This window comes from Actinomadura sp. KC345 (genome assembly GCF_004348515.1).
In the GTDB taxonomy this organism is placed as follows: domain Bacteria; phylum Actinomycetota; class Actinomycetes; order Streptosporangiales; family Streptosporangiaceae; genus Spirillospora.
Map to the genome: position 1 here is coordinate 1 of NZ_SMKH01000180.1, position 15,678 is coordinate 15,678.

15 protein-coding genes are annotated in these 15,678 nt (G+C 70.4%); 10 read left to right on the forward strand and 5 right to left on the reverse strand.

The window, feature by feature from the left end:
* Both E1281_RS25630 and E1281_RS25635 read right to left on the reverse strand, forming a co-directional pair.
* Positions 1–647: CHAP domain-containing protein (locus tag E1281_RS25630; RefSeq protein WP_131882226.1), on the reverse strand; the 647-nt coding region annotated here is incomplete at its 3' end.
* 158 nt (positions 648–805) lie between these two features.
* Complete coding sequence (locus E1281_RS25635; protein WP_131882227.1) at positions 806–1,621, reverse strand: universal stress protein; 816 nt, start codon at positions 1,619–1,621, stop codon at positions 806–808.
* A 146-nt stretch (positions 1,622–1,767) separates the two neighbouring features.
* Here E1281_RS25635 and E1281_RS25640 point away from each other — a divergent pair, with 146 nt between their 5' ends.
* From E1281_RS25640 to hypF, 7 genes are all read left to right on the forward strand, one after another.
* Positions 1,768–2,385 (forward strand): YceI family protein, encoded by a 618-nt coding sequence (locus tag E1281_RS25640; protein WP_131882228.1) that lies wholly within the window; start codon positions 1,768–1,770, stop codon positions 2,383–2,385.
* Between the two features lie 167 nt (positions 2,386–2,552).
* On the forward strand, positions 2,553–3,638 hold the full coding sequence (locus tag E1281_RS25645; protein WP_131882229.1) for an LLM class flavin-dependent oxidoreductase: 1,086 nt from the start codon (positions 2,553–2,555) through the stop codon (positions 3,636–3,638).
* The gene (locus tag E1281_RS25650; RefSeq protein ID WP_131882230.1) at positions 3,635–4,246 is read left to right on the forward strand and encodes an FMN reductase; all 612 of its coding nucleotides are present in this window, start codon (positions 3,635–3,637) and stop codon (positions 4,244–4,246) included. Before E1281_RS25645 ends, E1281_RS25650 begins: the two co-directional genes overlap by 4 nt.
* 46 nt (positions 4,247–4,292) lie before the next feature.
* Positions 4,293–4,715 carry a metalloregulator ArsR/SmtB family transcription factor gene (locus E1281_RS25655; RefSeq protein ID WP_131882231.1) on the forward strand — a complete coding sequence of 141 codons (423 nt, stop codon included), beginning with the start codon at positions 4,293–4,295 and terminating at the stop codon, positions 4,713–4,715.
* On the forward strand, positions 4,712–5,344 hold the full coding sequence (locus tag E1281_RS25660) for an SRPBCC family protein (protein ID WP_131882232.1): 633 nt from the start codon (positions 4,712–4,714) through the stop codon (positions 5,342–5,344). Before E1281_RS25655 ends, E1281_RS25660 begins: the two co-directional genes overlap by 4 nt.
* Positions 5,345–5,354: 10 nt before the next feature.
* Entirely contained in the window at positions 5,355–7,394 is a 2,040-nt protein-coding gene (locus E1281_RS25665) for a HEAT repeat domain-containing protein (protein WP_131882233.1), read from the forward strand.
* 57 nt (positions 7,395–7,451) lie between these two features.
* Positions 7,452–9,755 carry a carbamoyltransferase HypF gene (hypF, locus tag E1281_RS25670; RefSeq protein ID WP_131882234.1) on the forward strand — a complete coding sequence of 768 codons (2,304 nt, stop codon included), beginning with the start codon at positions 7,452–7,454 and terminating at the stop codon, positions 9,753–9,755.
* A 97-nt stretch (positions 9,756–9,852) separates the two neighbouring features.
* Here the strand turns inward: hypF and E1281_RS25675 are convergent, their stop codons facing one another.
* On the reverse strand, positions 9,853–10,422 hold the full coding sequence (locus E1281_RS25675; protein WP_131882235.1) for a hypothetical protein: 570 nt from the start codon (positions 10,420–10,422) through the stop codon (positions 9,853–9,855).
* 78 nt (positions 10,423–10,500) lie between these two features.
* A complete protein-coding gene (locus E1281_RS25680; protein WP_131882236.1) occupies positions 10,501–10,788 on the reverse strand; it encodes a hypothetical protein in 288 nt (95 codons plus the stop codon).
* 117 nt (positions 10,789–10,905) lie between these two features.
* Between E1281_RS25680 and E1281_RS25685 the strand changes: the two genes are divergently transcribed.
* Entirely contained in the window at positions 10,906–11,733 is an 828-nt protein-coding gene (locus E1281_RS25685; protein WP_131882237.1) for a helix-turn-helix transcriptional regulator, read from the forward strand.
* Positions 11,730–11,945 carry a DUF397 domain-containing protein gene (locus E1281_RS25690; RefSeq protein ID WP_207943483.1) on the forward strand — a complete coding sequence of 72 codons (216 nt, stop codon included), beginning with the start codon at positions 11,730–11,732 and terminating at the stop codon, positions 11,943–11,945. The genes E1281_RS25685 and E1281_RS25690 overlap by 4 nt, the downstream gene beginning before the upstream one ends.
* Positions 11,946–12,371: 426 nt before the next feature.
* Here the strand turns inward: E1281_RS25690 and E1281_RS25695 are convergent, their stop codons facing one another.
* On the reverse strand, positions 12,372–12,983 hold the full coding sequence (locus E1281_RS25695) for a HEAT repeat domain-containing protein (RefSeq protein ID WP_131882239.1): 612 nt from the start codon (positions 12,981–12,983) through the stop codon (positions 12,372–12,374).
* Between the two features lie 1,441 nt (positions 12,984–14,424).
* Between E1281_RS25695 and E1281_RS25710 the strand changes: the two genes are divergently transcribed.
* The coding region (locus E1281_RS25710) for an HNH endonuclease signature motif containing protein (protein ID WP_131882241.1) at positions 14,425–15,678 on the forward strand (1,254 nt) is incomplete at its 3' end.

Genomic DNA, 15,678 nt, shown 5'->3' on the forward strand with positions numbered 1-15,678 from the left:
GTGCCGCACAGGACGAAGGCGAGGATGCCGCCGAGGACGACCTCCTGGCTGGGGAGCCGGTCGGAGAGCTGGTCGGGGGCGACGTGCTCGACCTCACGGGTGTTGGTCGAGGTGGTGCGGTCGCCGACCTTGTCGACGGTGGGGGGAGGGGCGGCGTGCTTGGGGGTGTACTTGGCCTCGACCTTGACCTTGGACGGGTAGCCGAACCCCACGACGGAGTCCATGTCGCGGGTCTTGCGCATGAGCTTGTAGCCGTCGGCGTTGCCCTCGATGGTGTGGAGGGTCTTGCCGTCCACCTTCTCGACGATGCCGACGTGGTCGATCTGGTCGATGTCCCCGGAGCCGTTCCAGTCGTAGAAGACGATGGCGCCTGGCTCGGGCTCGTCGCCCCAGGCGTCGTGCTTCTCGAACCACTTGGCGTGGTCGACGGTGGCGGCGAACTGCCCGGCCTGCTCGGTGACGTCTGCCTTGTCGGCGGCCCAGGCGAGGAACATGTCGCACCAGGGGGCCGTCTTGAAGTAGTCGTTCTTGTCGCCGTCGACGTTCTCGGTCCACCAGTTGCCGAACTTGGTGTAGCCGTCGCCCTTCTCGGTGTAACCGAGTTCCTTCTTGGCGATGTCGAGCAGTTGCTTGCCGATCGGGTCCATTACGCTCCCTGCCGCCGCGCTCATCCGGGCAGGGTCGAGCCCGACCGAGGGGGACGGAACTTGCCTCGTTCCAAGGTCACGTTCAGATCTCGATGGAATGTAGCGGAGGTAAAAGGTGGGCGGCAACCTGTTCCGGGAAACCGGTCAAAACGGACCACTCAGAAGTAGCCCCTGGGCAGGACGGTCACCGGGCACGGTGCGGCGCGCAGCACCTTGAGGGCGACCTCGCCCAGGAAGACGCGATGGGCGGCGGCGTCCTCGCTGGACGCGCACACCAGGATCTCGTCCTCGAGCCAGTCGATGTCGTCCAGGGAGTCGGCGACGTCGTCGCCCTCGGCGAGGTCGGCGGAGACGTCCTCGGGGAGGAGGTCGGAGGAGTCCAGGGCGAGCCGGATGGCGAGGGCCAGGTCGTCGCGGAGCCGTTCGGCGGCGTCGTCCCCGCCGACGTCGCCGATGGCCAGCGTGACCAGGCGGAGGGGGACCTCCAGGCGCTCGGCGGCCTGCGCCGCGCGGACGATGGCCTCGTCGCACTGCGGCCGCCGGACGTACATGACCGTGATGCGGCCCAGGTCGTCGGGCGGCGTGTACCCGGACGGGGCGAGCATCACGGCCTCGGTCGCCGAGTGCAGCAGGTGGTCGGCGGCGGCGCCGACGCCGATGCGGCCGCGGGCCCCGCCCTCCGGGGAGCCGACGACGATCATGTCGGCGCCGATCCGGCTGGCGAGGACGGTGAGCCCGCGGGCGACGCTGCGTCCCTCCTGGACGAGCAGGTCCGCGGGCCGGCCGTCCAGGAGGTCGGGCACCTGCTCCAGCATGGCGCGGGCCTCGCCCGCCGCCGCCGGGAGGCCCGGGGGGTGGACGTTCGCCACGCTCAGGCGCCCGCCGGTCAGCGCGACGATCGCGGCCGCCAGGTCGACGGCCTCCCTGCCGCCCGCGTCGCCCACGTATCCGGCCAGGACATGATCACCGATCATGATGCCCGCGCCCCGCCTCCGCGCCTGGTGCCGGGCCGTACGGCCCCTCCTGGATCATGCGACCAGCATTCCCCCGATGCGGCGGATCAGACCAGGTGTGATTTGAGGTAGTTTTTCCTGGTTGTCACATTTTTGGGGGGATAGACATGGGCGCCGAGGTGTCCGACCTCGAGGCCGGTCGCTGGACCATCGACCCGGTCCACTCCGAGATCACGTTCACGATCCGGCACCTGATGACCACGGTTCGCGGCACGTTCCCCGACTTCGGGGGCGAGGTCGAGATCGGGGAGGACCCCATCGACTCCCGCGCCCGCGCCGAGATCCAGATGGCCTCCATCGACACCCGCAACGCCGACCGGGACGAGCACGTCCGCTCGCCGGACTTCCTCGACGTGGCCCGTCATCCGGTCATGACGTTCACGGCGACGAGTGTGGAACGTGCCACAGTCGGCCGCCGCGCCCGCAGCCCCCGGTACCACCTGGACGGGGAGTTGACGATCAGGGACGTCACCCGTCCCGTGCGGCTGCTGACCGAGTTCCACGGCGTCGGTCCCGACCCGTGGGGCGGCACCCGCGCGGGCTTCACCGCGACCGCCGCCATCAGCCGCCGCGACTTCGGCATCGAGTTCAACGTCCCGCTCCAGGGCGACAAGGTGATGCTCGGCGACGAGGTCACGATCGCCCTGGAGATCCAGGCGGTCCGCGCTTCCGAGGGCGCCCCCGACGACGTCCCTGCCGACGCCTCCGCCGACGCCCGCGCCTGACCCGGGTTCCCTCGCACCCCGCCGCCTGCGGGAGTCGGATCGGAGCGCGCTGCCTGCTGACCTCGGGAATACGCTGACCTCGGGAGTGCGTGCTGACCTCGGGAATACGTTCCCGGTCCGCGCGGTTCGGTAGAATAGTTGAAGATTCTACTACCTGGGAGGCCGGCATGCAGTTCGGAATCTTCTCGGTCGGCGACGTCACGCCCGACCCGACGACGGGGCGCGCGCCGTCCGAGGCCGAGCGGATCCGGGCGATGGTCGCCATCGCGGAGAAGGCCGAAGAGGCGGGGCTGGACGTCTTCGCGACCGGCGAGCACCACAACCCGCCGTTCGTGCCGTCCTCCCCGACGACGATGCTCGGCTACATCGCGGCGCGCACCGAGCGGCTGGTCCTCTCCACCGCGACGACGCTGATCACCACCAACGACCCGGTGAAGATCGCCGAGGACTTCGCGATGCTCCAGTACCTGGCCGGCGGCCGGGTGGACGTCATGATGGGACGCGGCAACACCGCCCCCGTCTACCCCTGGTTCGGCAAGGACATCCGCGACGGCATCCCGCTCGCCGTCGAGAACTACCACCTGCTGCACCGGCTCTGGCGCGAGGACGTCGTCGACTGGGAGGGCAGGTTCCGCACGCCGCTCCAGTCGTTCACCTCGACGCCGCGTCCGCTGGACGGGGTCCCGCCGTTCGTCTGGCACGGCTCGATCCGCAGCCCCGAGATCGCCGAGCAGGCCGCCTACTACGGCGACGGCTTCTTCGCCAACCACATCTTCTGGCCCAAGCGGCACTTCCAGCGGCTGATCGGCCTGTACCGGCAGCGCTACGAGCACTACGGCCACGGGTCCGCGGACCAGGCGATCATCGGCCTCGGCGGACAGGTGTTCATGCGGAGGAACTCCCAGGACGCCGTCCGCGAGTTCCGTCCCTACTTCGACAACGCCCCGGTGTACGGGCACGGTCCCTCCCTGGAGGAGTTCACCGCCGAGACGCCCCTCACCGTGGGAAGCCCGCAGCAGGTCATCGAGAAGACGCTGACGTTCCGCGACCACTTCGGCGACTACCAGCGCCAGCTGTTCCTGATGGACCACGCGGGGTTGCCGCTGAAAACCGTCCTGGAGCAGATCGACATGCTGGGGGAGGAGGTCGTCCCCGTGCTGCGCAAGGAGTTCGAGGCGCTGCGCCCGGCGCACGTCCCCGCGACCGCCCCGACCCACGCCGCCCGCGTGGCCGCCGTCGAGGAGGTTCGATGACCACCCTCGCAGTGATCTCCGCCGGGCTCGGGCAGCCGTCGTCCACCCGGCTCCTCGCGGACCGGCTGGCCGCGGCGACGGCGGACGCGCTCGGCCCGGACGTCACCGTGGAGACGGTCGAGCTGCGCGACCACGCGCACGCGATGGTCGACGCGGCCCTCACCGGCTTCCCGGGCGGGACGTTCCGCGCCGCCGTCGAGGCGGTCGCGGGCGCCGACGGCCTCATCGCCGTGACGCCCGTCTTCAACGCCTCCTACAGCGGTCTGTTCAAGACGTTCTTCGACGTTCTCGAACGCGACTCCCTGGACGGCAGGCCGGTGCTGCTCGGCGCGACCGGCGGCACCGAGCGGCACTCCCTGGCCATCGACTACGCCATGCGCCCGCTGTTCGCCTACCTGCGCGCCACCGTCGCCCCGACCGCCGTCTACGCGGCGTCCGCGGACTGGGGCGGCGGCGCCGAGGGGCCCGCAGGCGACCTGGTGGAGCGGATCACCCGGGCCGGCACCGAGTTCGCGGCATTGATCGACGCCCGTCCCGCCCCGGCGAAGCCCGACCCGCACGACACCCCGGTCCCCTTCGAGGAGCTCCTGTCCGCGAGCGGTCGCTAGCTTCTTAAGACTTGGCTTATATAAGCCGAGGCTGTAGTTTGGTCCCGTGCGCGCATTCGATGTGCTGGGCGACCCGGTCCGACGCAGGATCCTGGAGCTGCTCGCCGACGGCGAGCGGTCCTCCGGGGAGGTCACGGGCGTCATCCGGGAGGAGTTCGGGATCTCGCAGCCCGCGGTCTCGCAGCATCTGAAGGTGCTGCGGGACAGCGGGTTCGCGGTCGTGCGCGCGGAAGGGACCCGGCGCCTGTACGCCGTCGACTCCGCGCCGCTGCGCGAGATCGACGCGTGGCTCGACCGCTTCCGCTCGTCCTGGACACCGCATCTGGACGCACTGGCGACGGAGATCGCCCGTGGCAAGCGCGCACGCCGCCTGAACCGGCGATCACCCGCCGGGTCGCCAGGCGAGCAGTCAAGCGGACCAGCCGGACAAGAAGCCTCCGGACAGGAAGCAGCAGGGAGCGAGTCATGATCGTAGCGACGGGGCAGATCAACGCGGTGCGGCGCCGGGTCGGTGAGCGGGTCCTGGAGGCCGGCACCGCACGGACCCTGACGGTGAGCCAGGTCTACGACACCGACGTCGAGGACCTGTGGAACGCGGTCACCGACCCCGAGCGCATCAGGCGCTGGTTCCTGCCCGTCTCCGGCGACCTGAAGCTCGGCGGCCGCTACGAGCTGGAGGGCAACGCGAGCGGGACGATCGAACGCTGCGACCCGCCCAAGAGCTTCTTCGCGACGTGGGAGTACGGCGGCCAGACCAGCTGGATCGAGGTGCGGCTGGCCCCCGGGCCGGACGGCGGGGCGCGCTTCGAACTGGAGCACATCGCCCACGTCGACGACGACATGTGGCGGCAGTTCGGACCCGGCGCCGTCGGCATCGGCTGGGACCAGGGGCTCCTCGGCCTCGCCCTGCACCTGTCGTCCGGGGGCGCCCCCTCGGGGGACGGGCAGGAGTGGGCGATGTCGGACGAGGGCAAGGAGTTCACGCGGCAGAGCGGCGAGGCGTGGCGGGAGGCGCACATCGCGTCCGGCGCCGACGAGTCCGTGGCCCGGGAGTGCGCGGACCGCACCATCGACGCCTACACCGGGAACGTGGAATGATCTCCCGACTGTGACACCGCTGCGGGGCCTGGACCGGATCGACTGGACGGCCCTCCGGCACGCCTACGGCTCGGCCGGCGACGTCCCCGGACTCCTGCGCGGCATCGCGGAGGGCCCCGACCCCGGCGACGCGCTGGACGACCTCGACGTCAAGATCTTCCACCAGGGCGGCTTCGTCTGCTCCGCGGCGACCGCGGCGCTGCCGTACCTGACCGCCATGGCCGCATCGCCCGCGATCGCGGTGCGGCCGGGGGTTCTGGAGCTGATCGGACGGCTCGTCCACGAGGCGAACACCCCGTCCAGGCACGACGACCGCTCGCACGTCGACGGCGACTGGCCGGGGGCCTGGGCGGCGGCCCTGCCCGGTGTTCTCGCGCTGCTCGCCGATCCCGACGTGGCGGTGCGGCGTGAGCTGACCAGCACGCTGTCCGCGGCGATCGGCGACGCCGACAGCGTCGTGCCCGCGTTGCGCGCACGCTGGGCGGCCGAGAGCGACAGGGCGGTACGGATCGGGATCGTCCTCGCGGCGGGGGAGCTCGCGGGCGGCTGCACCGCGGGGGTGCTGCCGGAGGCGCTCGGCTGGCTCCGGGACCTGCGCGGTCACCAGGACGCGCAGATCCGGGCGGCCGCCGAGATCGCGCTGGCGGAGGCCGTCGCCGCGCAGCGTCCCGACCTCGGCGTGCTCGTGGACGCCGTCAGCGGCGACGTCGCGGTCTGGCGGGACGTGCCGTGGGTCGGGGCCGCCTCCCCGGACCTCGCCGAGTTCTACGGCGGCGGCGCGTCCCGCCTCCTCGGCTGGTTCGACACCAGGCTCACCGGCGCCACCGGCTCTACCAACGTCACCGGCCGCACCGGCGGGTCGTCCGCTCACGGGGTCGCCGCGCGTACCGAGCTGGCGGCCACGTTCATCGGAGCCGGAGACGCCGACCGGCGGATCGGGGCCGCCCGCATCGCCGCCGGCCTCCTCAGCGCATGGCGCTCACCGGCTCGAACGCTCCTGCCCGCCCTGGCCGAACGGGCGACCGATCCGTCATCGGCGGTCCGCGCCTACGCGACCCACCTGCTCGCAGCACTCGACGAGGGCGACGCCGACCTGCTCGCCGCGCGGCTGGACGACACGGCGCCCCTCGCCCACGACGGGAGAGAGCGCATCGCCGACCTCGCCGCCTGGGGCCTGGCCCGCCGGCGGGACCCGCGCTGCCTGCCGTATCTCGTCGACCGGCTCGGCGGCGACGTCTCCGTCGTCGACGTGGTCTCCGGCCCCTCCGGCCCCTTCGGCACGAGCCCTCCGTCGATGCGTCATGTGCTGGCACCGCTCGGCGGGTACGCCGACACCCTGCTCCCTCCGATCCGGGCGCGTCTCGGGGAGCCCGGCATGGCCGCCGGCTTCGCGGACGTGCTCGAACAGTGGGGACCGGCGGCGGCGCCCGCCGTTCCCGAGCTGATCCGGCTCCTGGACACGGACGCGGCCGTCCGTGCCGCGAGGGCCATCGCCGCCATCGGCCCGCCCGCGGAGGCCGCCGCCCCGCCCCTGTCCGCGCCGCGCGCGTCGGGCGACCGCCGGTCGAGCGTCGTCCTGCCGTGGGCGCTCTGGAAGGTGATCGGCGACCCGGACCCCCTGCTCGCCGTCACGGAAACCCTGATCGAAGACCGCGGCGCCGCCGGTCTGCTGGGATACGTCGCCGACCTCGGGCCGCTCGCCGCTCATCACGCCGCCCGGCTGCGCCCGCTCCTCGACGTCCGCGACGACTGGACGAGGGTTGAGGCCGCACACGCGTACTACGCCGTGACGGGTGACGCCGAGGCCGCGTCGGCGGCGCTGGCCCGGGAGATCCACGAACTGGCCGCGGGCCGCTACCGGCCGGTGAGATGGGCGGCCGCGCGCCATCTCACGGAGATCAGATCCGGGTACCCGGGCCTCCAGACGGCGGCACGCGCGATCCTCGCCTCCGACCGCCGGCACCACTGGGCCACCGGCTGGCGCGCCTTCGCCGAGGACCAGGAACTACGCGACCTGGCCTCCCGCCTGGCCGGAGTCGCCGGCCCCTGAGACACGCGCGGCGGCGGCCTTCCCGGTCCGCGCGCCCCGGCTGGGCAGAATGGCGGAGTGGACGTCCGGGTCGGCGTCCGTGTCGAGGGGGTCGTGCAGGGCGTCGGGTTCCGCCCGTTCGTGCACGGGCTCGCGACCGGCCTGGGGCTGTCCGGGCTCGTCGGCAACGACGCGGGCGGCGTGTTCATCGAGGTGGAGGGGGCGCCCGAAACGGTCGGGCGGTTCCTGGACGGCCTGCGCGCGGATCCGCCCCGGCTCGCCGTCGTCGAACGCCTCACCACCCGGGAGCTGGACGCGCGCGGACGGGACGGGTTCGCGATCGTCCGCAGCGACGCGGCGGGGGAGCGCCGGGCGCTGGTCTCCTGGGACTCCGCGACCTGCGACGACTGCCTGCGCGAACTCCGCGACCCGGCCGACCGGCGGCACGGGTATCCGTTCATCAACTGCACGAACTGCGGGCCGCGCTTCACGATCGTGACGGACGTGCCCTACGACCGTCCCAACACGACCATGGCGGGGTTCGCGATGTGCGGGCCGTGCGCCGCCGAGTACGCGGACCCGGCCGACCGCCGCTTCCACGCCCAGCCGTTGTGCTGCCCGGCCTGCGGCCCGTCCCTCTCCCTGCTCCCGGCACGGCCGGCCTCGCCCTCGTCCCCGACCTCGCCCCCTGGCCGCCCGTCCACGTCAGCGGCGGCCTCGGCAGGCTCGCCGACCGGCCCGCCGGTGGCCGACGCGGTGGCTGATCCACTCGCGGCAGCTCGGGCGATGCTCGCGGACGGTGCGGTCCTCGCCGTCAAGGGAGTGGGCGGCTACCACCTCGCGGCACGGGCGGCGGACGCGGACGCGGTGGCCGCGCTGCGCTCACGCAAGCACCGCGAGGACAAGCCGTTCGCCGTCATGGTCGCCGACCTGGCAGCGGCCCGTGCGATCTGCCTTCTCGACGAAACCGAAGAGGCGCTGCTCACCGGCCCTCGGCGACCGATCGTCCTGGCCCGCCGCCGCCCGGACGCGCCGCTGGCCGATGCCGTCGCTCCAGGGAACGAATTCGTCGGCCTCATGCTGCCGTACACCCCGCTGCACCACCTGCTCGTCACCGAACCGCTCGTTCTGACCAGCGGCAACGTCTCCGACGAGCCGATCGCCTACCAGGACCGTGACGCCCGCGAACGGCTCGGCGGCATCGCCGACGCGTTCCTGCTCCACGACCGCCCGATCCAGACCCGCACCGACGACTCGGTGGTGCGCGCCTTCCGCGGCCGCCCCCTTCCGGTCCGGCGCTCCCGCGGGTACGCGCCGGAACCCGTGCCGATCGCGCGCGGACGATCCGTTCTGGCATGCGGCGCCGAGCTCAAGAACACGTTCTGCCTGACCCGCGACGGCCGCGCGTTCATCTCCCACCACATCGGCGACCTGGAGAACTACGAGACCCTCCGCGCTTACGAAGAAGGCATCGACCACTTCCGGCGGCTGTTCGACATCGCGCCGGAACTGCTCGCCTACGACCCGCATCCCGAGTACCTGTCGACCAAGTACGCCCTCGGCCAAGAGCTTCCTCTGATCGCCGTCCAGCACCACCACGCGCACATCGCGTCGTGCCTGGCCGACAACCGCGTCGACGGCCCGGTGATCGGCGTCGCGTTCGACGGCACCGGCTTCGGGACGGACGGCACGCTGTGGGGCGGCGAGTTCCTCGTCGCCGACCTGCACGGCTTTGAACGCGCAGGCCATCTGGAACCGGTTCCGATGCCGGGCGGCGTGGCGGCGATCCGCGAGCCATGGCGGATGGCGGCCGCCTACGGGGTCCCGGACGACCTGCCGGTGGCCCGTCGACCCGGCTGGGCGACCGTCGCCGCGATGGCGCAGCGCCGTGTCAATGCCCCGCTCACCTCCAGCATGGGCCGCCTGTTCGACGCCGTAGCCGCCGTCCTCGGCATCCGCGACCGCGTCAACTACGAGGGACAGGCCGCGATCGAACTGGAGCAACGCGCCGACCCTTCCGAGTCCGCCGCCTACCGGGCCTCGATCAACGGTACGGGCGACTTCACGGTGACCGGCGCCGACCTGGTCGGTGCCGTGGTCGCCGACATCGACGCGAACGTCCCCGTCCCGCTCATCGCCGCGAGGTTCCACAACGGCGTGGCCGCCCTGATCGTGGACGCCGCGTCCCGCGTCCGGGACGGCACCGGATTGGGCACGGTGGCGCTGTCCGGCGGCGTGTTCCAGAACATGCTCCTCCTGGAACGCGCGGTGTCCGGCCTCACCGCCGCCGGCTTCGACGTACTGACCCACCACCGCGTCCCGCCCAACGACGGCGGCATAAGCCTCGGCCAGGCCGCCGTAGCCACGGCCCTGTCATCCTGAAGACCAGCGGGGAGCCGATATTCGTCACCGGGACTTCCCGTTCAAGCCGAACTCCAGGCTTCGCGGTCTTCGGGGTGCGGTGATCGCTACGGGCCGCTCATGGCGGTGCTGAAGCGGGTGTTGCGGCGGCGACGATCGTTGCCGCCATCGCCATTCGGTGGTCCTTTGTCCAGGGCGGGCCGAGCGTCTTCCGTGGGGCGTGCAGGACCTCGTCGGTCCGGTCAGCCAAGGTTCTGGCCGCCTCGCTCTCCACGGTCTTTGCGTCATAGAGATGGATGGCCCAGCCACGTGCGCGTGCGAGTCCGGCCAAGATCTGGCGATACATGACGGAGTCCGCTCGGGATTCGTACGGTGCGCGTCTTTGGACGGCGATGTCCTGCGGGAAATCGTGAGGCCAGGCTCGAAGTGAGATCGAGACGATCGGTTCTTGCAGGGCGGATGCGAGTTCGTCCAGTGAAGCCGACGTCGCCCGCGCTGCCGACGCCCGCGCTTGATCCACCAGTTCCACGAGTGCGGCGTCGTCGAGAAATGCGCCTTCGTGGTGGATGGGCGCCGTCGGCATGCCAGGCTCGATCAGTTCGATCCGCCGGCGGTCCACGACGCGGTGGTCGGGCGATGCCGTGACGGCCACGGCCCAGCCGAAATGATGGGCTATCCCCACGCGCATGGCTCCGATTATGCCCCTGTGCGACTGGGCGGCCCGCGGCCTGGAGGCGCCTGTCCGCGACCGGCGCGGGCGAGCTGCTCACCGCTCGTCGTGCCGGACGCCGTCCAGCCAAACGACGGTCACCTCCTGCGAGCGGGAGAGCAGCCTGCCGGCCTGTTCGGCGGACGAACACCGTGCGAGCACACCCCCATCGGACGTGCCGCAGACAACGGCCAGGTCGTCGTCGATCTGAAACCCCCACCCCAGGACACCGCCGTCATCCTCTTCGGCGTCTATCCAGCAGAGGGCGAAGCGGCGCGGCGCCAGCTCGGCCGCCAGCTCGGTCACCTCGATGCGGAGAAGCTCAGCCGCGGAAATGTCGTTCATGCCACACAGAGTGAACGCGCCTGATTACCTTGAGTGTGCGAATGGTCCTCACGTGGATCGACCGTGACGGTACGTCCGGGTGGGTGAGGACGCGGCGGCCATAGTGAGGAGACACAGATGGCGTCCAAGAAGTCCTTGACCCCCGTGGCCGGGACCGCGGCGCTCGCCTACTGGGGCGGTGAGCTGCGCTACTACCGGGAACAGGCCGGCCTCACCCAGGATCAGTTCGCCCGGACGATCTACGTGTCGTCCTCGCTGATCGCCATGATCGAGACCGGAAAGCGCACGCCGAAGCCGTCCTTCATCAAGGACAGCGACCAGGCCCTCCGCACGGGCGGTGCACTCGCCCGCCTCTGGAAGCGCCTGATCGAGAGCTCCTACCTGGAGTGGTTCCGCCCGGTCGTCGAGATCGAGGCCGACGCAGACTCGATGCTCAAGTACGAGGCGCAAGCGGTGCCGGGCCTGCTGCAAACCGAGGACTACGCCCGTGCCCTGCTCCGTACTGGGCCGGCACGTGCTTCCGAAGAGCAGATAGAACGGCACGTGGTCGCCAGGATGAACCGGCAGCAGATCCTCACCAGGGACAAGCCGCCGCTTCTGTGGGCGGTGATGGACGAGAACGTGCTCCACCGTCCGGTCGGGGGAGTCGAGATCATGCGGGACCAGCTCGCATGGCTTGTCGAGGCCGCCAAATCCCCGGGCATCATCCTGCAGGTACTGCCCTTCGCCGCTGGTGCTCACGCGGGGATCAACGGCTCAGTGACCCTGTACTCCCTACCCGACCAGAGCGACGTCGTTTACGCTGCTGGCTTTGGGGGCGGGCAGATCATCGGGTGTCCGGAGGAGGTCGACGAATGCCGTCTGGCACTCGATCTCCTGCGCGCGTGCGCACTGCCGCCCGAGGATTCCGTTCGCATGATCGCAGGGTTGATCGGAGAGACATGACCAGCGGGCTTCGGTGGCGGAAGAGTACCTACAGCGACAATCAGGGTGGCGACTGCGTCGAGGTCGCCGGGCTGGATGGTGCGTGGGAGGACTCGCGTGTGGTCATGGTCCGTGACTCCAAGGACGCTGACGGACCTGTGCTGGCGTTCGCCCCGTCCGCTTGGCGTGGCCTTTCCACCCGTATCAGGTCAGGTGCCCTCGACCTCGAATAGTCGACTTTGCCGGTGCGCGTTCTGTGGCTTTTTAGCTTGCGGTCGCCTTGTGCCGGAACAGTGTGGTTGCGGTGGGTGCCTGGCTGGGGTGGCTACTGACAGGCCGGTGGACACAGTGCGGGACTCTGTCGGCTGAAGTCCCTTCGGCTGGGCTCGGCCGGACGGGGGAAGGTGCTTCACTGCGGGTCCGTGCGGGGTTCCGTCCATGCGGGGCGCATGCTTGGCGGCCCGGTCGGCACTTCGAGTGTTTCTCGTCAGGTATCGACGATCAACAAGTCGGCCATTAGTACTCCAGCGGCACTTAGTGATCTCGTCTGTGCGTGCTTCGCTGGCAGTAGCAGTAGGGGCGTTAATCTGGCGGCGGCGTTGTTGTGGCCTGCGGCAGATGTGCTGCCGGTCTGGATGCGGCTTCCGCAAAGTGCGAGGTCAGGCGAGAGTTTCGATGGCCCGCTGCGCATCGCTGCGGACCTCGGCACAGGTGTCGTGCTCCGCGATGGTCTCAAGATGGGCCTCTACCTGCCGGCGGGCGGCGGGTATGGCTTGCGCGAGCGCGCGAAGGCTGGTGCATGCCTCGGACCGCACCAGGGGCTGGTCGTCTCCCAGTGCTGACACCAGGTCATCCAGTGCCTGGTCATCTCGCAGGATACCCAGCTCGCGGACTGCCCAGCGCCGGCACCCGGCCCGGTGATGGCGGGTCAGTGGGCGCATGATGCCGGTCAGGGCTTGCCAGTTGGGGGCTGCCGCCTGTTCTGGGCCATGGCGAAGCCCTCGCATCATTTCGTGGGCGTCCCCCAGCGGTGCTTTCTGGAACAGCGGGGCGATCGCGCGTAGAAGCCGCCGCTCGCCTATCGCGTCGGCAGCCGCGAGAAGGAACTCGGCACGGTCCCATGTCGCCTGTTCAAGCCAGGCCGGGTCGTTGTCATCAGCGTCGGGCAATGGCTCGATGCCCTCTATGCGGGAGATCAACTCATCATCTGACAGTGGCGCGATCGCCAGACGGTGACGGTGGATGCCGTGGGCGGGGCCACGCTGCTCCATGCCGCCATCCTCTCAGCACCGATGGGACCACTTCTCGCAGGACGCGAACGCGTGCCCGGCGGCGCGTGGCAGAGTGGTCGCATTCACGGCCCACCTGGTGAGTTTAGTGTTCAAGTCGGTTTTAGTGGTCGGTGAGGCGTTGCTGGCGTTGGTAGTGACAGCGTCGGGCGTGGGCTTGGTGCCGTCGTCGCCATTGTGACCAGCGGAGCCGATGTTCGGCGGGGTGCCGGGGTTGGCGGAGGTGGCCGTGCATGCGGCGGATCTCGTTGACGGTGAGCGGGACCAGGTCGCCGAGTTTGTGTCCGGCTGCGTCATCGGGGTGTGATTGTCCGTGCCGGCCGGGCTCCTGTGTGGCGGGGCCGTCGTTGGCCGCGCCGCTGTGGTGGCCGCCGTGGTGGCGGGTGCCCGGTGGTGGGCTGGTGGTGAGGAAGGCCAGGTGGGCGTGGGCGACCATGCCAGGGTGACGTGCCGGTGCCAGGCAAGGTGCTTGCGGAGCTGGTAGTGGTCGAGGCCACCTTCGTTCTTGGTCGGCTGAAAGCACTCTGCGACGCTCCACCGGGATCCCGCGATTCGCACCAGTTCGGGCAAGCCGGTCGGGTGGGTCGCCCAGCATCGGTAAAAGGCCAGCTCGGTGGGGTTGGAGATGGAGCGGCGAGCCAGCATCCATTCGGTAGGGCCGAGGTGGATCCAAGCCCAGTCGTGGAATCGGCGGCCCTTTGGCGCCGTTGCCGCAGGAGTAGCGCTGCCAGGCCTCAAGGGCCAGGGCGGCGAAGGCGGCATCGGCCCGTGTCTTGGTGCCGGCCAGGACCAGCGGGTGGTCACAAAACCCGGTGTCGTCGACCACCAGCACACCGCCCAGCGAGCTGATCCGTTCACCCCGACCTGGTGCCGCAGTGCATCCCGTACCTGGTCGGGGTCCCACGTGGCGTGGTTGAGCAGCCGCTGCATCCCGTCCGGCGTGGCGTCCCCGGCGAACTCCGCCGGCGACCAGCCGTTCTTGCGCTCCAGCGAACCGAGCAACCCCAGCAGATACGCCCGGGCCCGCAGCCGCGGCTCCCGCCGCCCGAAGAACGGCGCTGCCACCTGCGAGAACAATTCGTTGAACCCGTCGACCCAGGCAGCCGGGTCGATCTCCATTACAGTGGGGGCACGGCCACCGCCGATCATCTGGTTCAGACACGCCCACATGATCACAGCGGTGGCCGCCTCACGTTCCAGCCCTGATCAGTCCAAGATCCCAAGTGCGGCTGGAGTATTAGGCCGCCCCGTGCTCGCCATCGACCCAGCATAGATTTACACAACAGATTTCAGGCGCAGAACACTAGTAGTGGGCGGCCCGCTGCCTCGTCGCCTGGTTTCGGTTGTCTGACTATCTGGGGGGTCTTGATAATCTCACTGTGAACCGTCATGGTGGGTGGTAGTTGTTCGGTAACATTGAGTCATGTGTTCGACCGGGGCGATTGATGTGACGTCGATGTCCACCAGTGACTTGGTGGACGCGGCGGCCGTGATCGCGGCCGAACTCGCCCAACGTGAGGCGCCCGATTCCGCGGCCGCGTGCATGCGGGACGCCGAGACCCTGGCCCGAGCCACCGACCTGCACGAAAGCGCCCTTGCCGTGCTGGTTGGCCGCGTCGACGCCGCCGGGGAGATGCGCCGCTTCGGCTATCCGTCCACCCGAGGTTGGCTGCGATCCCTCGGCATGCGTGAGGCCCGCGCCAAGGAACGCATCGCTCTGGCCCGCGAGCGCCACCGCCTCCCCGAGGTCACCGAACGGCTCGCGTGTGGTGAGCTGTCCTACGGCTACGCCGCCACCATCGCCGCCGCCGTCACCCGCCTGAACGACGAAGACTGCGCAGCGGCCGAGGAGATCCTCCTCGACTTCACCGGTCGGGGGTTCTCTGCTGGGAAGGTCGCCGCGTTCGGCAACCGGATCACCGACCTGATCGCCGAACGCGATGGCACCGAAGCCCCTGATGCGGACTCCCGTCGCGGATATGAACGCTCCTGGATCGACTCGACCCGCTCCCTCGACGGTGGCCGCTTCATCAAGGGCTGGCTCAACGCCGAAGATGCCGCCCTCTGGGACGGGACGCTGGCGTCCCTCGCCAAACCCGCCGGCACCGATGAACGCCGCGACCTTTCCGAGCGGATGGCGGCCGCGTTGACGAACGTCCTGTCGGGCGGGCACCGGGCCACCAAGGTCACCGTCATCTGCGACCTGGAAACGCTCAAGGGCGGCCGGACACCCGCGCGGCTCACCGACGGCACGCCCATCCCGGCCGAACAAGCCCGCCGCATCGCTCTCACCGCAGGGGTGAACGCACTTGTCCTGGGACGCGGTGGCATCCCCCTCTATCTCGGTCGCACCGTCCGGTTCGCCAGCGCGGGCCAGCGGCAGGTTCTCGAGGCGCTCTACCCGACCTGCGCCGTCCATGGCTGCGAAGTCCCCGGAACGCTGAGCGAAGTCGACCACGTGACCGGCTGGGCCCTCGGCGATTGCCCCACCGACATCGACAATCTCGCCCTGACCTGCGCGTTCCATAACAGGTTCAAGGCGGCTCACCCTGAGCAGATCCACATCACCCAAGACTCCGGCGGCCGATATACCTACCGGCTCCTGCCTCCCGCAGACGCCCGCGACCGGTACCGGCCATCCGACGTCCCCGACCCCTGGGATCCACCCGCCGCATCG